The following is a 22,830-nucleotide window of genomic DNA, read 5'->3' as shown; positions in this document are numbered from 1 at the left end:
GACGTGACCAACACCTGCCGGACCGCCGGGGGCGGCTCCGGTCCGGCTTGAACCGGGGGAGGGGAGATGGGGCGTGATCCGGAGGGCACCGGCAATGAGCGACGGGCATACGCGTGCACGCCCTCGTGCAGCGCGCCACGCGCGGAACCTCCGCACGCTGGGCCGTGCGGCGGCCACGGCGTTCCAGGAGGTCTGGCCGCGCGATCGTGGCCGAGCCGACCTCGTCACGGTTGGGGATCACGGTGATCAGGTTCGGGCTGGTCCCGGTCAGGCGAACCTCCTCGACCCGGTGCTGGAGCTCCGGGCATCGCGCGGCTCTGTGCTCAAAGCCCGTTACCCGGTCGGCCAGACCGCGTTCCACCTCGGCAGGATCGTGGCTGCACAGGTTCAACACAGGGGCCGTGCCCGCCCTCTCCGGCTACGCAGGGTGTTCAGGGCCGGCGTGCGCGCGCTCCGGATCGCGAAACTAGGCTCGGACGGTGCACTGGGACCAACCTGAACTCGCCGAGCTGTGGCGGCTGGCCCGCGAGACCCTGGAGGGTGGTGGCCGGTCTGCGTTCAGCATTCGCGTCGACGACGAGAAGACCGCCGCGGCGCTCACCGAACTGTTGCGCAAGCCGGTCGCCCATCCCTCCCGCCGGCAGATCTCCCTGGCGCGTCTGGACGAGCACGTCCGTTCGCACGGCAGCACGCTGACCGAGGTGCTGGAAGCGGTGCACGGCAGGCCGATCGGCATGTCCACGGCCGAGGAGGCCTCGACGGCCGACGCCGTGCTGAAGTTCGCACTGCGTCAGCACAACCTGCTGCACGAATCGTGGGCCGCACCGTGGATCGCGCACGTGCGCCGGTACGGCAAGATCCCACAACCGGCGTTGCCGATGCTCGCCAACCAGGCGGCCTGGGTACTGGGCAAGCTCGGGCCGACGACGACCCGGTTCGCCTTGGCCGGCAACGACCTCGACGACGGACGGCCGCTCGCCCGGATCGTGGGCAAGGCGCTCGAACTCATGGGCACGACCTGGGAGCAGGCTGGAATCCTCAAAGACGCCTACAGCGACCCGGTGCTGACCTCCCAGGGCTACCTGACGCTGAACGACACCCTCGAGACCCCGGAGATCACCGTTGTCCGCAGCCCACGCCTGCTCGAATCCGGCGTGCCCGGCCCGTTGATGGTGCTTCCGAAGGGCCTCACCCCACAGGCCAAGCACCACCTCATCGGCAAGGTGGTCCGCTGCCACAACGACTTCACACCGGACGGCGTCCGCGCGACCAACGACATCCTTGCCTGGACCGACGGCACGGCGTGGCGCATGTCAGCGAGCGACTACCGCGAGGCCGTCACCACACTGATCGCCCGGGGCGTCGAACTGCCGACGTTGAACAACGGCCCTGTGGAGGCCACCTGGGATCCCGACCTGGTCAAGACCATGACCACCACGGGCCTGATGGTCACCGAGGAGCACGTGCTGCCGTTACTCCTCTGACGGCGACCTGGGGCCTTGACCCCGAACGCTGGACACCAGACACACTTGGGCCCTGATGGTCAGGGTGGACGAAAGTCCTGTTCAGATGGTGATGAAGCACTATCCGCCGGAGTTCCGGGCCGAGGCGGTCGCGTTGTACCGGTCCCGGCCGGGCGCGACGATCAAGTCGGTGGCGCAGGATCTCGGGGTGTCCGCTCACGGCGCGACCGGCCTGCTCGTAGCCTGAGGGGACATCAACGACCAGGCTCGCCGGTACCTGTCCACCCAGCGTTTCGCCATCAAGGTCTGGAACTCCAAAGACCTCCTGGACCGCGTGTTCCGGCACTACGCCGCGCTGCCCGCGGACCTGCGGGCCGACTGCCCGCTCAAGCAGGTGTGAACCCTGGTGGAAGAGACCGGTTGACGACACCCGACGAACCGCCCGTGCAGGTACATGCGGGAAAGGACGGCTCTTGAAAACCCGACCTGTTGGATGACGCGATGATTGCCGGAAGCATGCGTCTGGGGGCGACCTGCTGTCCGGTCTCGCCCGCGCACGCCCGGCATGCGGCGACGGCGATGACGTGTCGTTCCGCAACGTCCGGGTCAAGGACCTCTCCGGCACCCGGACAGGGCGGTTCACCGGCGTCGGTGGCAAGTGCGTGGACGTCAGCGGCGGGAACAGCGCCGATGGGACGAAGGTTCAGCTGTGGACGTGCAACGGCACGAACGCGCAGCAGTGGACCGTGCCGGGTGATGGCACGATTCGCGCGCTTGGCAAGTGTCTGGACGTGCGGTCGGGTGGCACGGCCAACGGCACGGTGACGCAGCTGTGGACGTGCAACGGCAGCGGCGCCCAGCAGTGGGTCGCGCAGGCCGGCGGAGCACTGCGCAACCCCCAGTCCGGCCGCTGCCTCGACGGGTCGGGCGGCAGCAGCGCCGACGGCACGGCGCTGCACATCTGGGACTGCCTCAACGTCGCCAACCAGAAGTGGACCCTGCCCTGATCGGATGGCCCACGGCAGTCCGCCGATGGGGTCCCGCCGCGGTCGAACCCGCGGCGGGACCCCATCGGGTTGCCCGGCAGCCATCCGGCTGTCCGCGATCTACACCGGGTCGGTGCGGATCAGCAGCAGGAGTGGGGGTTTTCCCCACCTGCGGCAACTGGAACCGGTGCGGCGTTGCGCCGGGCAGCTGCGCGAGGGGAGTGCGCTGGCCGGTCCGGCGCAGGAAATTCCGTACCGGCCTGGCCGAGTTCACCAGAGGGCGGGCCACCGCGTGACACGGAAGCGTGGTCGCCGGCGTGACGCGGACTGTGAGGCGCCTCGCAGAGGAGGCGAGCGTCCACGTCTGGGATGTGCTGTGCGTCTCTGTTTGGAGGCGGCTGAGGGCGGAACGAGGTCAGAATTCGGGATCCCCCTCGGCAGACACCGAGTCCGAGGGATCGCAGTCGATGACAACCCGGCTCACCGGGCGATCACATCGGATCCTCCGGCGGTGTCGGTAGTTCGTTTCGGATGGTCGTCAACTGGGTGCGCAGCCTGGTCACGGCATGGTGGACCGAGGATCGGACTTCGACGGGATCGGGCGCGGCCGGTGGATCCCCCAGGATCGACCCTGGCTGCTCAAGGTCGTTGCTCACGCCGCCGCATTACCCCGACAGGCGTCCCGCCAAACGACGCGACACCCCGACAGGCCGTCGGCGGCCCGTGCGGCGGTGCTGCTCGTCCTGGCGCGCGTTGTGGTTGCCGCGTTGGCCTACCCAGGACATCGGCTGCTTGGGCGGGCGTGTGCTGTTCCAGGAAGAGCTGATCGGGCGTGTTCGCGAAGTGTGCACGGCCGACGAGGGCTGGACGCCGCGCCGATGTACGCCTCGTTCGCTGCGGACGAGGCGGACAAGCACAGTGACGTCGAGTTCTGGCTGTTCTTCACCACGCGGAGACGCGCCGAGATCCACCTGCGGTCGTGGTGCGCCGACATCGCCCCGGTCAGCTACGGCTTGCTCAACGAGTTCGGCACCTATGTGGCGTTCTTCCCCGGCCTCGTGCGTGGCGAGTTCCACTTCGCGACCCGGACGGACGCCGGGCGGCATCGCGGAGGGCGGCGGCATAGGCAATGATCCGCGACGACGGCTTCAGGGCGGGACAGGCTCGCCGAGTTCACGCCGGCACCTTGACGACGAGCGCTCCGGGGTCCACCTCGACCTTCAGCGACTTGGTCGTGCCGCAGACCTCTCCGTCGACCTCGAACGGTTTGGTGCGACTGCTGCGCAACTCCAAGCGCCGGAACCGGAACCGCTCCACCGCCGGCCCGTCCACCCGGCGGGAACCGATCAGGCGTCCCGCCGTGACAAGCCAACCCCCGGCGCGCACGTCACGCAGCAACGCCAGGTCCAGGAGCCCGTCAGCGGGATCCGCCTCCGGCAAGAGGGAAACCCCGCCCTGCAAGGCGCCTATGTTGCCGACGACCGCCCCCAGGACGCGGCGGGTCAGCCAGGGGCCGTCGTCCAACCGGACAGCCACCCTGCTGGCGCCCGACCTCAGACCCTTGAGGACCGCTGGTACGTATGCGGGCCACCCCAGGAGGCGCTTCATCCTCGGCGAGGTGTCGCGGACCATCTCCGCGTCCAGACCGATCCCGCCCATGCCGACAAAAGGGCGTCCGTCCAGCACACCCATGTCGACGCGGCGGTCCGCCCCGTCGAACGCCGACGTGACGGCGTCCTCCACCCCACTGCCGACCCCCAGGTTCCGGGCCACGAGGTTCCCCGTGCCGATCGGCACGATTCCCATCGCCACCTCGGTGTGCGCCAACCCGGCGGCCACCGCGTTCACCGTGCCGTCCCCACCACACGCCAGGACCAGCCGCGGGTGGCCGCGCAGGGCGAGTGCCGTCACGCCCGACCCGGCATCGTCACAGGTGGTCTCGAACCACTGCGGCGCGCACCAGCCCCGGTCCCGGGCGGCACACGCCACCAAGTCCCGGAACCCGGAGTGGTCCACCACGGCGCCCGGATGAACGACCACCGCCACACGAAGCTTGTCCTGCCCTGGATGCACCCGAACCACCTTCACGAGGTCGACACCGGACCGGATGCCCTGCGACAGGCGAACGTACACGTGGACGTGACGCGCAAAGCGCCGCAGACCCGGCCGGGCCGATCCACAGTCACGCCCGTGTCGCCCGCGAAGTCCTGGGCAGTCGGCTGGACCGGCGGAGTGGTTGCTGGTAGCAGGCTTGTGCTGGTCCGAACGGGTTCAGCCGATCTGCGACCTTGATGCTGTGGTCAAACAGCCGCCGGCGCACGGGGGAGTGCCCGCCGGAGGGCTCAGGTGCCGGGTTTCCGGTATCGGAGCGGGACCTTCCTCTTGCGTCGCCTGCTTGGCAGGACCGGACCGGCGACGCGCGCGAAGACGAGCACCCACAGCGCGAAGTACGGGAACAGCAGCACCCCGCCCAGGCCGGCGTACGGGCGTTCGCGGGGGTTGATCGCCCGGTACCCGCGCGTGGTCTCCACGGCCACCTCGCGGCCGATGTGCTCGGGAGTGAGGAAACCGGCCTGCATCGTGCGGGTGACGCCGTCGGCCCGCTGGGTCACCTTCGCCGTGCACGTGTACCAGTAGCCGAAGCCCTTGTAGGACACCGGGCCTCGGCGTTCGCAGGACTGGGCGACAGCGGCGTAGCCGGACCCGCCGGGGTCGCCGACCTCGATCGTGTCCCAGAACGTGAAGAAGATCGTCGCCCCGAGCAGGTAGCCCATGACGGGCAGCAGCACGAACGCGACGAGGCGGTGGAGGACCGCCTCCCGCCTCCCGCCTCCTTCTCCTCTTCCGCCTGCGACTCCGGCCACGTCTTCCACCCGCCGTTGTCGATGATCTTCGCTCCTTCCTTGCGGAACTCACCGACCGCCTTCGGCCCGATGTCCCTCGGCAACCCCGTCACGCCGTCGACGACCGACTGCCTGGCACCCGTCCACGCGTCGTTGGCCATCGCGCCCCACGAGAAGTCGGCCATGTGGCGGGCGATGTCGGCGTCGGCGCCTCGCTTGAGGACGGTGACGAAGTCGTCGCCGCGCTTGGCCGGCGCGGTCTGGGCGTTGCCGAGGATCCGGTCGAGCTCGCCTTCGTATTCGTTCAAGATCCGCTCAGGGTCGGTCATCATCCCCCGGATGTTCACGACTCAACGTCACGGGAAGGTAGCGGAACGTTCGAAGCTCGATGGCCGAATGGCGGATCGACCACCGGTGCTTCACCTGATCGTGACCGCGACCGCGGTGCTGGACACCGGGCGGTGGTCGGCGAACAGGGAGCCTCGGGCACGGTGCCAGGTCCCGGCGAGGCGACGCCATCGCGCTGCGGACGTGGCCCGGCATGACCAGCACGACGCTCAGGTGCGGTGCGTGCGCCCGGAAGTCGACGCAACGACTGGGTGAAGACGTGGAAACTCAGTCCACCCGAACTGCCCGCTCGGACCCAGGTGGCCTCTATGCCGGTGCTGCTCGTGCCGAGGCCGAGTACTACGCCCATGCGGCTGGGGATGCTTCGGTCGCCTTGAAATGTATGACCCTCTGCCCGCGGCGGGAACCAAGATTTCAAGAGACCACCCCCGTATGCGCCGGGAAGACACTTGTTCGCCAGGCACTTTACTGGTCCGTTGGTGATTCTGGCATTTGTCGCTGCGTCGTGAGCGGGATTCGGCCCGCCGGGTGCTGTGCCGGTGTGGCGGCGTCGGTTGGCAGAGGTGAGTCCGCCTGCCCGCCGTGTCGAGTATGGCCGCCGGTACGCACGCCAGAGTCGTGAACGCCTGGTGACGTACCGACGTGGCCCAATTTCCGCATCAAGGGAGGTTTGAACTTCGACGACCGCGGGAAAGCGGACTGCGGGAGTAAAATGGATCTTGTTGGACGCGCCGAACGGAGTTGAACCGCACATCCGCGATACGCCCGCGACCGCGAGATGACCGAGCACGTCCGCATCGCGCTGCGATAAGGCGCGTGCCAGGGCGGAACGACGGATCACCCGGCGGGAGCCGGGAAGGTAGCCTGGCCCCTATGTGACGCGGTGTGCCAATCACATCCGCTCGTTCAAAGTCGGGTCGAGGCTTGGCGCGCCGGTGCGCGTGGTCTGCGCCCGAGCGGCGGTGACGTCGAGAGGAGCCGGGCTCATGGGTTCCGGCAGCGGGGAGCAGAAGTGACCGCACCGATGGGCGCCGACCTGACCGGTCTGGTCAACGGCATGGGTGTCGTGGCGTGGGAAGCCGACGTGCGTTCGCGGCGGTTGACGTTCGTCTCGCCGCACGCCGAGGTGCTGCTGGGTTATCCGCCGGAATTCTGGTCCGGTGACCTGGACAGCCTGGTCGGGTTGATCCACTCTGACGACCGCGCCGAGGTGTGGCGCGCGTGGCGCGCCGGCGTGCTCCAGGACTACTTCGAGGTGGAGTTCCGTGCCACCGCCGCGGACGGCCGGCTGATGTGGCTGCGGTGCCGGGTGCAGGTGGTGCACGGTGACGCCGGAGTGCCCGTGCGGGTGCGCGGGATGCTGGCGGACGTGACCCGGCGCCGGACGGCGGAGCAGGGGGACCGCTTCCTCGCGGCGCTGGAACGGGAACTCCAGGGGGTGGACGACGCCGAAGAGGTCATGGCCACGGTCACCCGCCTGCTGCGGGCGCACTTGAACGCCGACCGGTGCGCCTACGCCCGGGTGGAGGACGACGAGGACCACTTCGTCATGAGCGGTGACCACGCCACCGGGTTGCCTCCGCTGCGTGGCAGGTTCGCGATGTCGGCGTTCGGGGAGCAGGCGCTGCGGGCGATGCGGGCGGGACAGCCGTGGGTCGTCGTGGATGCCCTGCGTGATCCCAGGCTCACCGACGAGGACCGCGACGCATACCGGCGGACCGGTATCCGCGCGGTGGTTTCGGTTCCGCTCTTGCGCGGCGGCCGGTTCGTCGCCGGGTTGGCGGTGCACCAGGCGTCGGTCCGCCACTGGACGCCGGCGGAGCTCGAGGTGATCACCGTGGTGGTCCACCGGTGCTGGGAATCACTGCAGCGGGTGCACGCCGACCGGGCCCGGAGGGAGAGCGAGCAGCGGTACCGGCTGCTGGTGGAACGGGCTACCGATGCCATCTGGGTGCTCGACGGGGAGTCGAGGTTCGTCGAGGTCAACCCGGCGGCGTGCGTTCTCCTGGGCCGCACTCGCGACGAGTTGGTCGGCACGAGCGTCACCGACCTGGTGGTGTCCGTCCCGGACGGCCGAGCGAGCGCGGACGTCGATGCGGCCGGCGATCACGTCGTCACCGAGGTGTGGCAGGTGCGCCGCGGCGACGGGACGGTGATCGCGCTGGAGCTGAGCATCCAGAGCACCCCGACCGGGGTGCAGGCCATCGGTCGTGACGTCACCGAGCGGCAGCGCGTCGAGGCCGAACGCGAGCTGCTGCTGCGACGCGAGCACGAGATCGCCGCGGCCCTGCAGCGGAGCCTGCTGCCGCGCGAGCTGCCGACTCTGGACAGGTTGGCGATCGCGGCCCGGTACCTGCCGGCGTCGACGTACGCCCAGATCGGGGGCGACTGGTACGACGTCCTCGAACTCGACGGGAACACCGTGGCGCTGTGCGTGGGCGACGTCGTGGGCAAGGGGCCGTCGGCGGCAGCGGTCATGGGGCAGCTGCGCAGCGCTCTGGCCGGCTACCTGCTCGAAGGCCGGTCCCCGGCCGCCGCGTTGGAACGCCTGGACGTCTTCGCCCGGAGGGTCGACGGTGCCGCCGGCAGCACCTGTGCCTGCCTGACCCTCGACCGTGACACCGGGGTGCTGCGGTGCGCGACGGCCGGGCACCCGCCGCCGCTGGTGGCGCACGCCGAGACCGTGTGGTTCCTCACCGGCGGTCGGGGGCCGGTGCTCGGCGCGCCTGGCGGTGCCCGTTACGTCGAGCACACCGTCGACCTGCCGGTGGGCGCGTCGGTCGTGCTCTACACCGACGGTCTGGTGGAAGACCGCGACCTCCCGATCGACGACGGGTTGGACCGCTTGCTCGCCGTCGTCCGCGATGCCCGCGCGGCGGCTCCCGACGCGCTGACCGACGCCGTCACCGACGTCCTGCTCGTCGACGGCCAAGACGACGACGTGGCGCTGGTCGTCGCACGCTACCTACCTCCGCCGCTGGTCGGCGCCCTGCCGGCCCAGCCCGCCTCGCTGTCCGTCATGCGGCGCGGCGTCGAGGCGTGGGCGGCCGCCGCGGCACTGTCCGAAGACCTGCTCGACGACCTGCAACTGGCGTTGGGGGAGGCCGCGGCCAACGTGGTCGACCACGCCTACCCGCCAGGCCAGGAAGGAAGTCTCGAGTACGAGGTGGCCAACACCGCCACTACCGTGCACGTCACCGTCCGTGACCACGGCAGGTGGCGACCGGTGCCCGCCGATCCCGGCTACCGGGGACGTGGAACTGGGATCATCCGGACGCTGGCCGAGCAGGTCGTGTTCGAGCAGGGCGAAGCCGGCACCACCGTCGACTTCCACCTCAGCCTGCGACCCGGTGTCCCGGCGCCGCCCGTGCGACCGGAGGAAGAGGTCACGGGTCTGCTGGACGACCCGGCCGGCGGCACGACCCGTCGCGTGCGGCTGACCGGTGACCTGGACCTCGACACCGTGCGCGAGGTGCGCGCACCGCTGCTGTCCCGCGTCGGCGACACCGACCAGCGGCCGGTGGACGTCGACCTCACCGGACTGCGCTACCTCGGCAGTTCCGGCATCGCGCTGCTGCTCGACGTGTCGGAGGCGGCCACCCGCGCCGGACGCGCGCTCACCGTCCTGGTCTCCGAGGGCTCCGCACCCGCGCGTGCCCTGTCCGTCGCGGGCTTGGACGACGGAGACCTCGCCGAGTCCCTGATCGTCCGCACCGTCCCCCAGATGCCCTGACGTCCTCACCGTCGCATACGGCCCGTGGCTCCACTTGTCGGCCTCGCGCTTGTGCGTGTTACCTGGTCGCGCGTCGACCTCGGTGACGACACCTCGGCGCAGGTCGCCGCAGGCGGCGTCCTCGGGGTGGTCGTCGGCGGTTCGTCGTACTGCTGTTGAGAGCTGGCCTCAGTTCTACGCAACCATTACCACGGTCGGACGCCCTGATTGGGCGCGCGGGCCTGGCGTACCTTGGTGATGTCAGGACTGTCCGGCGAAGCGGCCCAGCTAACCCTCGGAGTAGCGGGAGGTGCAGATGGACGACGCAGACAACCGAGGGTTCGAGCCCGCTCCCGCCGAGATCGGCGTCCGCGTGCGGACGATTCGGAGGCGTCGCGGACTTTCCCTCGAAGCTGCCGCCGGGCTGGCTGGAATCAGCAAGGGCTACTGGTCGATGCTGGAAAGCGGTCAGCGTCGGTTCGAGCGCCGCGGGTTGTTGGAGGACCTGGCCCGCGTGTTGGGCTGCTCCGTAGCGGACCTCACCGGGCAGCCGTACCTGCCGGGCGATCGCGCGAGCGCCGAAGCCCTCGCCACGCGGCCCCGATCTCGGTCGCTCTCTACGACACGACGTTGGACGACGTCCCCGACGTGGCGGCTCGACCCCTGCTGGAACTCGTGGCGTGGGCGGCACGCGCGAACGAGTTCACCGCCCACAGCCGCTATGCCGCGGCCGGACGTGACCTCGGCGTACTGCTCACCGACCTCCACGTGCACGCCGTCACAGGGAACGGCGACGACCGCCGGACGGCGCTCACGGCCCTGACAGAGGCATGTTTGGCGGCCTGCGGAGTCGCGCGCAGCCTGGGCAACGCGGACCTGGCCGTGACCGCAGCCGCGGGTGGCCAGGAAGCCGCAAGACAGCTCGAATCCCCCTCCCTCACCGGTTTCGCCGCGATGACCAGCACCGGTGCCCTCAGCCGGTTGGGCGCTCGCCACCGGGCGCAGCAAGTCGCGAGGTCGGCGCTGGAAAGCCTGGTCGACGTGGCGGACCCCACCGCACCGGACACCGCGACGGCCGAAGCCGCAGGGATGCTTCACCTGTCCGCAGCCCAGATGGCCGCGAAGTCAGGACGACTTCAGGACTCGGCGGCGCACTTGGCCGAGGCCGCCGAGTTGGCGCGGCGAACCGGCGAGCGCAACTCCTTGTGGTTCAGCTTCGGCCCGTCGAACGTCCAGGCGTGGGCCTTGTCGATCGCGGTCGAGTCAGGGCAAGGCCCCGCCGAGGCGGAACGCATCGAGGCGACGCCCGGCTACGCGGACGCCTTGACCGCCGCCGACCGGCGCGCCGCGCTGCACTTCGACCTGGCGCGCGCCTACGGCCAGGCAGGCGGCACGCGCGACACCGAAGCGCTGCGGCACCTCGACACCGCGGACCGGATCGCACCGGAACGCATCCGCCACGATCCGGTAGCCCGTGAACTTCTCGCGGAACTGGACCGGCGTGCCCATCGCCAGTCCTGGGAGCTTCGGTCGTTGAAGAACCGACTCGGCGTCCGTTCACACATTGTGAACCTTTGACACGGGCGTCATGGCGTTCCGCTGTGCTTCTCGTTCTGCTCGGTGCGGTTGTTGTCCTCGGCGTCACCTGGCGCCTGCACGTCGCGGGCCGTGCGGTGCTGCCCCGCTGCCAGGCTGCGTGCGCCCCTTGCCGCAGACTCGGCTCGTCGGTCGGTGCCGAGCTATGCGGACGACGCAGGCCCGACGAATCCCTTGCCGCGCACCTTCGATCAACAGTCGGCGATGGCTCGTGCTGTTCTCGACCGGCCCGCGCGGTCCCACAGCCGATGGAGGGATCGTGAACCTGATCGGGCCCGGTGCCGCCGATGCGGCGGCTGCGTACCCAGAGTTGCGACACCTGGTGGACCTGCGAGAACGCGGCTGGAGCTTCCTCCCCGTCAAGCCCCGCCGGACCAGATCGACGGGTTTCGACGTTGGCACGGTGGTTGGCGTGACGATCCGGATCAAAGACTCCGGCACTGCTTTAGGGCTTCAATTGGATCGTGACCACGCGATCAGCGCCTTGGCCCGGTTCCTGAGCATCGGGATTGACCGACGGGGCCGGACCTCAGTCCGGGTGGGTGAGATGTGGGATGTGCTCACCCACCCGGCGATCGGCGAATGCTTCGTCTCAGAACGGTCACGCGATGACCGTTCACCCCAGTTGCGATTGAGTCGTACGGTGCCGTCGACGTCCGTCTGTCTGACGAGGCGGGCGTGCGCTGCGGCACTGCACTAAATCAGCACGGGTGCTGACCGGGGGGACCGGATTTGACCGTCGACAGAAAAATCTGCCAATGGTCGATCGGGAACTTCAGATATGCACCAGCGGGATTTCGTGAGTTTCGGACGAAAGCGAGATCCGTTGAACGTGCGAGTTCAATACAGTCGGGGTTTCCGCCCCCGGAGCTTGAACTCTTGCGCCAAACCAGGCCTTGTGGAGCGTGCTCCGCAAACTCCGAGGTTTTTCGCTGCTGCACATGCGCCCCCTCCGCTGCGGGCCAGCCGGGTCCGGATTTAGGTTATCGGGCCACTCTTTCGACCTCTACCGCCGACTGATGGAGGCCGATTGCTCCATTGTCAGCAGCGCTGATCGTGGTTGAGCGGTGGCGTGGGGCGATCACCGACAATTGCGGTCCTGTGACGTGGTCAGTGCGCTCCTTCGTTGAATGAATCCGTAATAATGCGGTCGATGAAGATGTCCAGTTCGTCCGATGGTGTGGCCACGGCTTCGAGTTCGATGAACGCCTCGACGTAGCGACTGGCGTCTTCCGGGCTGTTCTGGATCAGAATGCTCCGGGACTTCCCGGCCTGGTCGATGTAGATCGCGTGATCCTGATCGTCGCCCGCCGGGAATTCGAATACCGTGAACGCGCTCTCCATTCCGCGGTGCAATCCCTTGTCGAAACCGATCACCTGAATCGACACGAAGGGAAGCCTGTTGAGTTCCTTAAGTCTGACCAGTTGCTTCCTCATAACCTGGGGGGTGCCGATCTGGCGACGAAGAGCAGATTCATCGAGAATGAAGAAAGCTTGCTGGTCTCCTTTGTCGTAGAATTTGTCCTGTCGCTCCATCCGAATTTCGACACCACGTTCGATGCCATCCGTGTCATCGGGGCTGTACAGGCTGACCACTGACCGTGCGTAATCCTCCGTTTGAAGAAGGCCTGGAACGAACAGCGGCTGGAACTGTCGTATGAGGGTGGTCGAGTCCTCCAGTCCCAGAAAGGTTACGAATGGCTGCGGCAATCGCGGACGGTACCTGTCCCACCATGCCTGCTGCTTTCCGGACCTGGCCATGTCGACCAGTTGCTCCACCGTGCTCTCGTCGGTGACCCCGTAGAGCTGCAATAGGGCGCGCAAGTCCGTCAACGAAATTCCTACGGCGCCGGTCTCGATACGAATCAGCTTAGAAAGTGACCATTCCAAACGGTCTGCCGCATCTTTTTGCCTCAATTTTGCGGCTTCGCGGGCCGCTCGTAGTTCCGCACGCAGTTGGCGTTGTTGGGTGACTGGGTTGCGGCCTCTGTCGACCAAGGCGGTTCCTCCCAGGGGCGGACGAGTGGTGCCGGCCACCTAGCCGTATGCTTCCTAGCGCGGTGGCACCTGGCTACCATCTGACTGGCAAGATGCTACATGGCAGATGGCGAGGTGGCTTAGGAGGTGGGGTTGTGAAGATCGACACCCAGGGCCCCACCTTCCACTTCGACCCCAGGTTGTTGCTCGTCGCGCGCAACCTGACGTCGTTGAACCGCATTGGCACTGTGCTGAAGGCTCTGACGAGCACCTGGTGGTCGATCGACGTCGTGATCGACGAAGGCTCGCAATACGCCGACGGCCTCGATGAACGGATCCGCGAGCTGGGCTTCCGGCGGATCGGGTGGGAGCAAGCGCGCGCAGGCACGTGGAGCGTCATCCTCGCGGCCCACGTCAACGGCAAGCTCGCCGAACTCACCGGCCCCATGCTGGTGGTGGCCCACGGGGCGGGCTACAACCGCCGGGTCTTCAGTTCGACCCACGACCCGCAGTCCTCCGCCGGGCTCTCCTGTCATGAACTCGTCGCCGGAGGCAGGGTGTTCGCCCAGGTGATCGGTCTGAGCCACGAGGAGCAACGCTCACGTCTGTGCCCCGCGGCGCGGCCCAAGGCCATGCTGATCGGTGATCCGGTGTTCGACCAGATGAACGCCTCGCGGAAACGGAGAAAGCGGTTCCGCAGGATCTTCGGCGTCGACGACCGGCGCACGCTGGTCCTGGTCAGCTCGACCTGGAACGGGCACTCGCTCATCGAAAACCACCGGGACCTGGTCCGCAGGCTGGTCGCCGAGTTGCCCCGGCACCAGTACCAGGTGGTGCTGGTGCTGCACGTCAACGTCTGGACGAAGGTCACGAGGGCCGGACTCGAGATGGCCTTGGGGCACGAGCTCGCGGCGGGCCTGCTGATCGTCCCACCGGAGGGGAGCTGGCAGGCCGCCGCGATCGCTGCGGACGTGATCATCGGTGACCACGGCTCGGTCACCTTCTACACCGCGAGTGTGGGTGTGCCGCTCCTGCTCGCCACTGACGGCTCCACCGAGGTCGACCCAGCCTCACCGATCGCCGACCTGAGGGACGAGGCCGACCGGCTGGACCTGGCCGCTGACCTGCGCGTGCAGATCGACTCTGCCGTGCAGCGCCGTGACGAGGACAGGTTCGCCGCTGCCGCCGATCGGATGTTCGGCAACCAGGGGCGGTCGTGGTCGACGCTGCGTGACGTGCTCCACGAGTTGGCGGGTCTCGCTCCGCCGAAAGAGGAACTGCACATGGTGCCGATCCCTGACCCGGTGCCGATCCGGGGCGCGTACGTCTCCACGGCCCTGAGGGTCAAGACGGTCATCGACCCGGCGCCGTTCGACACCCACTGCGAGGTGGAGTGCTTCCCCGCCGTCCTCGCCTCCTCGCAGACCCGGCCGCACTCGGTGCTCCTGGTCGACACCGAGGAGGTCGACCCACGCTTCACCGAGAACGCCGAGATCGTCATGAACCGGGACGCGGGGTCGCTGCACGAGGCGCGGCACTGGTTCGTGCAGGGCACCCGTGATTGGCCGGGGGCCGCCCTGCTGGTGGCAGTGACGGGGGAGGAGACCCTGATGCACTTCGTCCCAGACGGCTTGGTGCTGCGCACGGCGCCCGGCGTCGACCCCGTTCTGCTCGCAGCGGCCGTCTACCAGTGGCACGTCGACGGGCTTGGTCTGGACGACGAGGTCGAGCTGCGGATCGGGGCGAGCGGGGCGGTGCGCGCGACCATGGTGCGGCCACTGCTGCCGCTGCGCTCCGCCTGACGTCAGTCCTCCTGCTCCGGACGTCGCCCGAGGTCGATCCACCGTCGCACCTCGGCGCTGCGCGGACTGCCCGCGTCGACGTACAGCTCCAGCAGGCGGTGCGCGGCCGTGCGGAAACGGGTCGTGTCGTGATTCTCCTGGGCCACCCCGACCAGCACCTCCAGCGCCTGTGCCTCCTTCACCGGCTGGTTGCGTCTCCTCGTCGTCTGGACCGCTTCCTCCAGTTGGGTCGCGGCCTCTTGCTCCCGGCGCAGCCTGTGATAGGCCTGGGCCAGGACGATGCGCACCCTGGCCGCCGCCATGTCGTCGTCTAGCCGGAGCATGGTCTCCAGTGCGTCGTCCAGGACGGGAACAGCGCGTTCCTCCAGGCTCGCGCGCACGAGGACATCACCCAACTGATAGGACTGCATCGCATAACCGCGCTCGTCGCCGAGGTCCCGCTGTGTGCTCACGAGGTCCTCGAAAACGCTGACCGCGTCCCCGTAGCGTCCCTGTTCCCGGTACAGCAGCCCGGTCGATTCCAACACCACCGACATGGCACGGGGGTCGTCGGAGGCCAGCCGTCGGGCGATCTCCAACTGCTCGTGCGCCGCGGCGAACTCGTGCAGTTCGATGTGAGCGCGGGCGAGCTGGTTACGCATGCGCACTTCCGCCGTCACGTTGCCGCACTGGTGTGCCGCCCGCATTCCCAATTCGTGCGATTCGACCCAATCCGCGAAGTTCTTGTCGCTGTGGTACAAAGCCCACATCGATTCGCACATCGTCCACACGGTCTCGTGCCACTCGAGTTTGTCTGCGGCACGCATCGCCGCCAACAGGTTCGTCCGCTCGACGCGCAGCCACTCCATGCCGGAAGCCGCGTCGAACCGATTCTCCCACCCGGTCAGGTCGTGTTCGCCCGAACGCCACCTGTTCCCCAGAACCGCCACGTCCGCGGCCGCCGCGCCCTTCGCGTACCACTCGACGATGCGGCCCAGGGTGGTGTCGCGCTGGTCGGCGCTGTCGTCGACCTCGGCCCGTTCACGGGCGTGCAGGCGCACCAGGTCGTGGAACCGGTAGCGACCCCTGTCCAGTTCCTCGACCAGGTTCGCCGTGCACAGCAGTTCCAGGTCCGTCCCCGGTGTCGACGTCGCCCGACCGCCAGCGACCACGGCCACCTCGTTGCCGAAGTCAGGACCAGGGTGCAGGCCCAGGCGACGGTAGAGGACGCGGGCGGACTCCGGCAGGTCCGCGTAAGCGGTGTCGAACATGGTCCTCACCGGACTTCCCCCTGGTTCGATGGTCAGGCGGCCGAGTCGTTGCCGGTCGTCGGAGAGGTGGTGCACCAGTTCGGCGGGCGTCCAGCGCCGCGGCTGGGCCAGGCGGGCACCGGCGACGCTGAGCGCCAGCGGGAGGCCCGCGCACAGGCGCACCAGCTCCCGGATGCTCGTGCTGTCCTGTTTGGCCGTCGAGGTCATCCACTGGGTCACCAGGCGCTCGCCGTCTTCGGCGTCGAACGGCGCCAGGTCGACGAACCGGGCGCCGTCGATGGTCAGCCCGTTGAGCCTGCGCCTGCTGGTGCTGATGACGACGCTGTCGCCCGCCGCGGGGGACAGCGCTCGTACCTGGGCCGGTTCGTCGACGTCGTCGAGCAGCACCAAAAGTCGGGCCTGCGCGGTCAGACTGCGGAACAGGGCCACCCGCTCCGGGTACTGGGCGGGCAGGTACTGCTGGTGCACCCCGAGGGACCTCAGGAAGAACGCGACGATCTCGCTGACGGCGACACCGCCGCGGTGGCGGTACTCCGCAACATTGGCGTACAGGTGGCCGTCGTTGAACCTGGAGCCGTTCGAGTGCGACCAATGTAGGGCGAGCGCGGACTTGCCCACCCCGGCCATGCCGCTGATCGCCACGAGCGCGGGTCTGCTGCCCTCGCGGTTCAGGGCATCGTCCATCAGGCGCAACTCGTCGTCGCGGTTGACGAAGGCGTGAGGGGCGGGTGGTAGCTGCATGGGTGCGTTGTGCCGTGCCGATGTGTTGATGTTGAGTTCGCCTATGGACGAGGCCTGGATGACGTTGCCCACCGACGATGCGGTGACATCATTGCGTGGGGCCATCCGCCCACCTTCCGACCGGCCTCGCCGACAGCCAAGGCACGACGTCCACCCGCGCCCCGACCACAGGTGCGGACGAGTATGGCATCCCGCCACGTCCAATGGGAGCTTTTCCGGTCAAGAGAACCGTCGGCGAAGTTCACCCGTCCGGTGGTGCAAGGGTGTTGTCGGTTGCCGGTTAACACAGATTACACGCAATTCGTCACCAGCTGTTACCAGGGGAATCGAGTCCGGGGTGCCGGGTTGTGCGCAACTTGCCAGGTAGGTCGGTATCACTCGGCTCGGCGATGAGTCGCACCCGGCCGGGTGTACTGTGCCGCGTGGTTCCGTAGGCAATCCGCACTTTTGCGTTTCTGTTCACGGGTATGGCCGGCCGGACGCATCCACCGAGCGGTCGATCACCCCGCATGCGCGGCCGGAGTCGGCGTCGCATTCACGCCGGCGACCTCACGCGTTCACGGACACGGACACGTCCGCACTCCGCGCCGCCAACGGCACCGCGGCGCGCGAGGCGGACAGCATGCCACCCGAAAGTGATCGTTCATCACCTTGTCTACCCCGCGCACGCGAAGGTGGTCCCCTGAAGTTCCCCGTAGCCCGGATCCAGACATGGTCCGATAAGACCTGAAGGGAGTCGTCCGTAGCACCACCGAAGTAGTACCCCGACGAGTTGAGGCCGGTGCGGTCCGGTTGTACCGGGAGTCATTCGAAGCCGGTGATCCGGCGCCTGGCCAAGTGCTGGGCGTGCACCCGGAGGCGTTGCGGACTGGATCCGGCAGGACGAGGCCGACCGCGGCGAGCGGGGCGGCCGGCCCACCGCGACCGAGTCGGAGGAGCTGCACCGCCTTCGCAAGGAGAACGCGGAACTCAAGTCGTCCAACTAGATCCTCGATGCCGCGTCCGCGTTCTACGCGACGGACTCGACCGACCCGGTGATGGTCGTGAAGCTCGTCGAGCAGCTTCGGGGTCGAGGTCGTCCTCCCGGTCCCGGGCATCGCCTCGTCCACCTGTGGTCGAGCGGTTCGAGCAGGTCTTCGGGCAGCCTGCGGGGGAGGCAGCACGTCGTCGGCGCTGAAGCACTTCGGACAGGTGATGATCAGTGGTGTCCTTCGGGATGCCGTCGAAGAGGGAGCATTTGATCTGATGGGTGCCAGTCCTGTTCCTGACCACATCGGCGAGCAGGGTGCAGTAGCGCTGGTGAGTGTCTGTGAACCAGGGATCGGTGCGGTGCGCTTCAGCCGCAGTGGTTGCCTAGCGCGGTGGCGACGACCCGATCCAGGATGAGGCACGGTCGACGACACCCTGATGTACCCAGTGGGTAGGTATGCTGGAGCGAAGTTCTGACACCCCACCGCCGTGACAGGCCGCCGTCGTAGGTCATCCAGCAGTGTCCCGGTGGTTCGTTGGCCCGGTACTTGAGGGTGGCCCTGCACCCTGGGGCAGCGCCAGGATGGGGGAATGACTCCGGAAGACGAGTTCGAGGCCAACCTTCGCGTCGTGCGGAACCGCCTGATCTCCGTCAGAAGCGCCATGGCGGCCGCCACCGCGCTAAGCGATCCCGAGCAGCGGCAGCGGTTCCAGCGCCTGCGTATGACGATGCAGCTCGAAATGCTGGAAGCCGCCCAGAAGGTCCACGAGTATGGCGTGCGCTTACCCACCCGCCGGGCACCGACGCCGCTGGAAGAGATCCGTCGACTGGAGGAGGATTGGGGGATTGAGCCGGGCGGGTATGACGCGACTGTGGAGGAAGCCAGCGGAGAAACTGCTGTTCTGCTCAAGCAGGACCTGGAACTGGCCATCTTGGTGACCAGGGCAGAGTTGCAGTCGGACGAACCACCGAACATCAGGCCTGACTTCGTCGCGGCGGTCATCCGCATCTGCTGTGTGACAGTGATCGGCACCCTGATCGGTGCACCACTGGGCGCACTCGCGGCGCAGGAGCCGATTCTCAAGAAGGTCGCCGAGGCTGCGGTGGTCGTCGGGTTGGGTGCCACGACCGTTGAGGTGATCCACCCATTCAGCGTGAGGTTGACCCGCGGTCCTGAGCCGGCCGAGCCTGCAGACCGGTTGAGTTCGTACCTCTGGGCCCGCAGCTTGGGACATCGGATCGAACGAGGTGCCCTTCCCAGGCCATCTGACCTCGGTCGGCACATCGAGGAACCAGCGCCGCCGAAGCCACCAGCACCGCCGAAGCCACCAGCGCCGCCGGAGCCGCCGGAGCCAGTGAAACGGCCGCGTCCGCCAGCGTCTCCGGGGTCGGGTTTCGGACTCTAGGCGGGTTTAGGCCTATTGGTAACTCCGCATCCCTCGCCACCGATGATCGGTCGAGCAGAACGGCCACGGCCGCCGGCAGTGCCGGGACGGCCTCCCGCACCGCCGGCCCGATCCCGTCCACCATCACGCTGGCTTTGCCTTGCGGAACCGGCGCAGTCCCCCGAACAGGCGCCGCATCGGGTACTCGCGCGGCTTCTGTCGCAGCTCCACCCCGCTGCCGAGGGTGGGCGCGGTGTACGTGTTGTCCTGGTTCAGGCATCAGTCGCTGCGGGCCGATTACCGTTCGACCGTATTTCGGGGAGCAAGGGCGATCTGCGGTGTGCGGTCACGATGCTCAACAGCTCCAGCACCGTGGGGCAGTCGAAATTCAGCCTGCTGACCGAGTCGTCCTTCACGCCCGGGACACCTGCGGCCCCGCCGGGAGGCGGGGCCGTGTGGTCCGGTGGACGGTGTCAGGAGGTTGTGTCGTGCAGGACGAAGCGCAGTTCTGACGTGTAGACCTCCCCCTTGTCGTCGGTCAGCCACGTCTGCTCCGGGGTGGGCAGCATTTCCGTCACGGTGAGCCTGGCGGACGTGTCGGCACGGGCCAGGCGCCGGGCGGCCTTGGCCAGCAGGGTCACCGAGGCCGGGCTGTCGAAGTCGACGAACACCGGGCGCGGCTCGGCGGGGGAGGTGAAGAAGACGAACCGGGGCAGGTCGTGCCGCGCCCGCCACACCCTGGCTCCCACGAAGCGCCGCGCCTCGGTCTTGGCGTCGGCGAACCCCAGCTCCGCCACCGGGAACCGCCACGTCTCCCGTGACACCACCAGCCTGCCCACGCTCACCCTGGGCGTGTGGTCGGCCTCGGGGAGCACCCGGAACCCGTCGACCACCAGCGTCGTGAGCACGTGGCCGAACACGTCGGCCACCGGGAAGACCGCGCCGTCGGGCAGCACCGCCACCAGCTCGTCGTCGCGCAGCTCCACCCGGACGTCGGCGCTGCGCAGGCTGCGCGGGCGGTGCGGGTCGGCGGTGTCGTCGACCAGCGCCACGTAGTAGTCCTCGGGGCGCACCAGGCTCTGGCGCACCCGGGTCGACAGCCGGGACCGGTGCTCCTTGGGCAGCAGGGGCAGCAGGCGCGGGCCCGGGACGTCACGGGTGGTCAGCTCGACCAGCTCCGAGCGGTCCGGGTGCTGGTCGAGGTACAGCGACGCGCCCAGGGTGTTCATCGCCACGTGCAGCTCGCCCAGCACCAAGCCGAACTCGCCGCGCGCCACCGCGTCCACGCCCGCCGCGGCGATCATCACGTCCGGGCTGAGGTAGCGGGCGGCGTTCCAGCCGCCGCCGGGGGACGCGAACGCCTCGTTCGCCCGCGCCGACACCTCCGCCGTCGACAGCCGCACGTCGCGCACGCCGTCCGGCAGGTCGAGCACACCGGCCCAGCGCCGCCAGAACTCGGCGCGCAGCTCGGCGAGGTCGGCCACCGCGTCCCGGTGCAGCACCGGCATGCACGCGAACCAGAACGTCGCCAGGTCCACCGGCCCCGAGGCGTCGAACACCCGCCGCGCACCGTCCAGCACGCGCCGCGCCAGCGAGGACGTCAGCCAGGCGGCGCTGACCAGCAGCGGCTCCAGGGCTCCCAGCTCCTCCAGCACCGCCCCGCCGAGCCGGACGGTGGCCGCGCGCCGGGCGTCGGAGTACACCAGCGCCCGTCCCGGCGCGGTGGACCCGCCCTTCTCGCGGGCCGCCGCGGAGTCCGTCAGCGACTCGAACTCCCGCTCCAGCGCGGACATCGCCTCGATCAGCTCGTCCGGTGTGGACGCCCGGGCGACCCGGTCGCGACCCCGTTCCAAGGTCTCCAGCGCGGCCAGGCCGGGTGCGGCCACCGAGGCGGGCAACCCCTCCAGCCACGTCCGCAGGGCCCGTTCGGGGTGGGAGCCCGCGGGGACCTCCAGCCGCCGCACCAGGTACCGGCGGCGCTCCAGCTCCGCCAGGTCGTCGGTGACGTCGCGACCCAGCTCCTCGCCGATCGCGAGGGCGGAACGGGTGCCGTCGGACAGCGCGAGCACGTCGAGCAGCGGCGCGGCCACCGGTTTCGGCGCACAGCCCGGCAGGGCCGCTTCGCCGTCGCCGATGCGCACGAAGGGCACCCGGCGCGGCGCGATCCACGGCGCGAGCGCCGGATCCTCGGCGAGCACGCCGGCCAGCGCGTCGATCGCCCAGCTGGCGAAGTACACGGTCGTCTCGGCGACGAGTCCGACGCCCGCGTCGACCTCGACACCGGCGGCGTCGTCGTCCAGCCTGCCCCAGCCGACCGGGCCGAAGAAGCCGATGGTGTCGTTCTTGACGCAGAACCGCTGCCAGTAGTGGGAGATCAGCTCCTCCCGCTGGCGGGTGCGGCTCGTGCGGCCGTCACCGGGCTCCCACTCCAGGAACGGCCGCACCGCGCGGCCCAGCACCGCCCTGTTCTGCCAGGCGACCGCGCTCTGGAACGCGCCGCCCGCGGCGATGTCGCGCATCTCCAGCGCCGACTTGGCCGCGCTCTCCTCGAACGCCTCCTCGAAGAGCTTCCACTCCGGGCCCTGCTGGGACCTCTCCGACGCGAAGCGGTCGGCCGCCAGGGCGAGCCCGTGCGGCGCGAGCCGCAGCACGCCGTGCGCCGGGAATCCCGCGCCGCGCACGCTGAACTGGTCCCACATCCGCCACCGCCCGCCGGGCAGCGACCGTCCCTCCGGCGACTGGCCCTCCTGCTCGCCGGCCATGTCAGGCGACCTCCAGTTCCTGCTCGACCACCGACGCGAGGTCGACGGGGGAGGGGTAGGCGAAGACCAGCGCCACCGGCACGTCCACGCCCAGTGCCGCCTGCAGGCGCGCGGTGATCTGGAACGCGGCCAGCGAGTCGCCGCCCGCCTCGAAGAAGTCGCTCTCGGAGTCGAGCGACGGGTTGGCCAGCGCGTCCCGGTAGACCTCGACGACGAGGTCGGTCAGCTCGGTCGCGGTGATGCCGATGGCAGTCATGGTCGATCCCCTCTGGTGGTGGTGTGTGGTCGGGTCGTGAGGTCGGTGGTGCGGTCGGGTCAGGCTGCGAAGGCGGTGGTGGTGTGGTCGGGCCGCGAAGGCGGTGGTGGTGTGGTCGGGCTGTGAGGCCGGTGGTGGTGTGCGGTGGTCAGGCCGCGAGGCCGGTGGAGGTGAGGGCCTCGGCGGTGTTGCCGCCGGACACCACCACCGCGGCCGTCCCGGTGAAACCCGATTGCAGTGCCCCGGCCAGCGCCACGGCGCCGCTGGGTTCGGCGTGCACGCCCGCCCGGCGCAGCAGTGCCGCGGCGTGCGCGATGGCGTCGTCGGTGACGCCCACGAGGTCGTCGACGCGGTCGGCGATCACCGGCAGCGTCACGGCGCCGGGCCGCTGTCCGCGCAGCCCGTCGGCGATGGTGCGCGACGGTGGCACCACCACGGGCGTGCCCCGGTCGAGCGAGAGCGCGTAGCGGCGGGCGTCGGCCGGTTCGACGCCGACGTCGCGCACCGGCAGGTCGCGCGCGGCCAGGCAGACGCCCGCCAGCAGCCCGCCGCCGCCGGTCGGCACGAACACCACTTCGACCCCCGGCACGTCCTCGAGGATCTCCAGGCCCACGGTGCCCTGGCCCGCCACCACCAGCTCGTGGTCGGAGGAGGGCACCAGGCCGGCCCCGGTCAGCGCCGCGTGCTCACGGGCGCGGCGGTCGCGCTCGTCCACGCCGCCCGGCGCCTCCAGCACGGT

General features: G+C 69.2%; 17 protein-coding genes and 1 pseudogene. 10 read left to right on the top strand and 8 right to left on the bottom strand.

The features are described 5' to 3' along the window. Positions 1-479: 479 nt before the first annotated feature. The 4 genes from ACFQ3T_RS16235 (at position 480) to ACFQ3T_RS16220 (ending at position 3,582) form a co-directional block, all read left to right on the top strand. Entirely contained in the window at positions 480-1,484 is a 1,005-nt protein-coding gene (locus tag ACFQ3T_RS16235; protein ID WP_380724100.1) for a TIGR02679 domain-containing protein, read from the top strand. 91 nt (positions 1,485-1,575) lie between these two features. Continuing rightward, entirely contained in the window at positions 1,576-1,710 is a 135-nt protein-coding gene (locus ACFQ3T_RS16230) for a transposase (RefSeq protein WP_380724099.1), read from the top strand. A gap of 337 nt (positions 1,711-2,047) precedes the next feature. Beyond that, on the top strand, positions 2,048-2,470 hold the full coding sequence (locus ACFQ3T_RS16225; protein ID WP_380724098.1) for a ricin-type beta-trefoil lectin domain protein: 423 nt from the start codon (positions 2,048-2,050) through the stop codon (positions 2,468-2,470). A gap of 857 nt (positions 2,471-3,327) precedes the next feature. After that, the gene (locus ACFQ3T_RS16220) at positions 3,328-3,582 is read left to right on the top strand and encodes a hypothetical protein (protein ID WP_380724097.1); all 255 of its coding nucleotides are present in this window, start codon (positions 3,328-3,330) and stop codon (positions 3,580-3,582) included. Positions 3,583-3,622: 40 nt separating this feature from the next. Here the strand turns inward: ACFQ3T_RS16220 and ACFQ3T_RS16215 are convergent, their stop codons facing one another. Both ACFQ3T_RS16215 and ACFQ3T_RS16210 read right to left on the bottom strand, forming a co-directional pair. Beyond that, the gene (locus ACFQ3T_RS16215) at positions 3,623-4,438 is read right to left on the bottom strand and encodes a diacylglycerol/lipid kinase family protein (RefSeq protein ID WP_380724102.1); all 816 of its coding nucleotides are present in this window, start codon (positions 4,436-4,438) and stop codon (positions 3,623-3,625) included. Positions 4,439-4,791: 353 nt separating this feature from the next. Further along, entirely contained in the window at positions 4,792-5,313 is a 522-nt protein-coding gene (locus tag ACFQ3T_RS16210; RefSeq protein WP_380724096.1) for a DUF6346 domain-containing protein, read from the bottom strand. A 1,339-nt stretch (positions 5,314-6,652) separates the two neighbouring features. Between ACFQ3T_RS16210 and ACFQ3T_RS16205 the strand changes: the two genes are divergently transcribed. The 4 genes and pseudogenes from ACFQ3T_RS16205 (at position 6,653) to ACFQ3T_RS16190 (ending at position 11,648) form a co-directional block, all read left to right on the top strand. Next, positions 6,653-9,373 carry a SpoIIE family protein phosphatase gene (locus ACFQ3T_RS16205; protein ID WP_380724095.1) on the top strand — a complete coding sequence of 907 codons (2,721 nt, stop codon included), beginning with the start codon at positions 6,653-6,655 and terminating at the stop codon, positions 9,371-9,373. A 295-nt stretch (positions 9,374-9,668) separates the two neighbouring features. Beyond that, a pseudogene (locus tag ACFQ3T_RS16200) lies at positions 9,669-9,878 on the top strand (helix-turn-helix domain-containing protein); the annotation flags it as partial. A gap of 104 nt (positions 9,879-9,982) precedes the next feature. Further along, positions 9,983-10,930: a hypothetical protein gene (locus tag ACFQ3T_RS16195; RefSeq protein WP_380724104.1), complete on the top strand. Its 948-nt coding sequence runs from the start codon at positions 9,983-9,985 to the stop codon at positions 10,928-10,930. Positions 10,931-11,207: 277 nt separating this feature from the next. Then, the gene (locus ACFQ3T_RS16190) at positions 11,208-11,648 is read left to right on the top strand and encodes a hypothetical protein (protein ID WP_380724093.1); all 441 of its coding nucleotides are present in this window, start codon (positions 11,208-11,210) and stop codon (positions 11,646-11,648) included. A 1-nt stretch (position 11,649) separates the two neighbouring features. Here the strand turns inward: ACFQ3T_RS16190 and ACFQ3T_RS16185 are convergent, their stop codons facing one another. Together ACFQ3T_RS16185 and ACFQ3T_RS16180 are read right to left on the bottom strand one after the other, a co-directional pair. Next, positions 11,650-11,889, bottom strand: coding sequence for a DUF397 domain-containing protein (locus tag ACFQ3T_RS16185; RefSeq protein ID WP_380724092.1), 240 nt, complete (start codon positions 11,887-11,889; stop codon positions 11,650-11,652). Positions 11,890-12,058: 169 nt separating this feature from the next. After that, entirely contained in the window at positions 12,059-12,985 is a 927-nt protein-coding gene (locus ACFQ3T_RS16180; RefSeq protein ID WP_380724091.1) for a helix-turn-helix domain-containing protein, read from the bottom strand. 95 nt (positions 12,986-13,080) lie between these two features. Here ACFQ3T_RS16180 and ACFQ3T_RS16175 point away from each other — a divergent pair, with 95 nt between their 5' ends. Then, a complete protein-coding gene (locus tag ACFQ3T_RS16175) occupies positions 13,081-14,727 on the top strand; it encodes a hypothetical protein (protein ID WP_380724090.1) in 1,647 nt (548 codons plus the stop codon). Between the two features lie 2 nt (positions 14,728-14,729). Here ACFQ3T_RS16175 and ACFQ3T_RS16170 read toward each other — a convergent pair whose 3' ends face one another. Beyond that, positions 14,730-16,823, bottom strand: a complete 2,094-nt coding sequence (locus ACFQ3T_RS16170; RefSeq protein WP_380724089.1) for an NB-ARC domain-containing protein — start codon at positions 16,821-16,823, stop codon at positions 14,730-14,732. Positions 16,824-18,278: 1,455 nt separating this feature from the next. Between ACFQ3T_RS16170 and ACFQ3T_RS16165 the strand changes: the two genes are divergently transcribed. Then, the gene (locus ACFQ3T_RS16165) at positions 18,279-19,094 is read left to right on the top strand and encodes a hypothetical protein (protein ID WP_380724088.1); all 816 of its coding nucleotides are present in this window, start codon (positions 18,279-18,281) and stop codon (positions 19,092-19,094) included. Positions 19,095-19,546: 452 nt separating this feature from the next. Here ACFQ3T_RS16165 and ACFQ3T_RS16160 read toward each other — a convergent pair whose 3' ends face one another. The 3 genes from ACFQ3T_RS16160 to ACFQ3T_RS16150 all read right to left on the bottom strand — a co-directional run. Continuing rightward, entirely contained in the window at positions 19,547-21,835 is a 2,289-nt protein-coding gene (locus ACFQ3T_RS16160) for a lantibiotic dehydratase (protein WP_380724087.1), read from the bottom strand. A gap of 1 nt (position 21,836) precedes the next feature. Further along, on the bottom strand, positions 21,837-22,091 hold the full coding sequence (locus ACFQ3T_RS16155; RefSeq protein ID WP_380724086.1) for an acyl carrier protein: 255 nt from the start codon (positions 22,089-22,091) through the stop codon (positions 21,837-21,839). A 148-nt stretch (positions 22,092-22,239) separates the two neighbouring features. After that, positions 22,240-22,830 (bottom strand): pyridoxal-phosphate dependent enzyme (locus ACFQ3T_RS16150; protein ID WP_380724085.1); only part of this gene is annotated, 591 nt, incomplete at its 5' end.

The sequence above is a fragment of the Saccharothrix hoggarensis genome (genome assembly GCF_042678885.1).
GTDB classification, from domain to species: Bacteria; Actinomycetota; Actinomycetes; order Mycobacteriales; family Pseudonocardiaceae; genus Actinosynnema; species Actinosynnema hoggarensis.
Note: the sequence above shows the minus strand (reverse complement) of the source record. Positions and strands in the feature narration are given on the sequence as shown.

Bases quoted from the DNA above. Each gene is read 5' to 3' on its own strand.
- ACFQ3T_RS16160 (WP_380724087.1), bottom strand. From the start codon at position 21,835: ATGGCCGGCGAGCAGGAGGGCCAGTCGCCGGAGGGACGGTCGCTGCCC.
- ACFQ3T_RS16220 (WP_380724097.1), top strand. From the start codon at position 3,328: ATGTACGCCTCGTTCGCTGCGGACGAGGCGGACAAGCACAGTGACGTC.
- ACFQ3T_RS16165 (WP_380724088.1), top strand. From the start codon at position 18,279: ATGACTCCGGAAGACGAGTTCGAGGCCAACCTTCGCGTCGTGCGGAAC.
- ACFQ3T_RS16155 (WP_380724086.1), bottom strand. From the start codon at position 22,091: ATGACTGCCATCGGCATCACCGCGACCGAGCTGACCGACCTCGTCGTC.
- ACFQ3T_RS16230 (WP_380724099.1), top strand. From the start codon at position 1,576: ATGAAGCACTATCCGCCGGAGTTCCGGGCCGAGGCGGTCGCGTTGTAC.
- ACFQ3T_RS16170 (WP_380724089.1), bottom strand. From the start codon at position 16,823: ATGGCCCCACGCAATGATGTCACCGCATCGTCGGTGGGCAACGTCATC.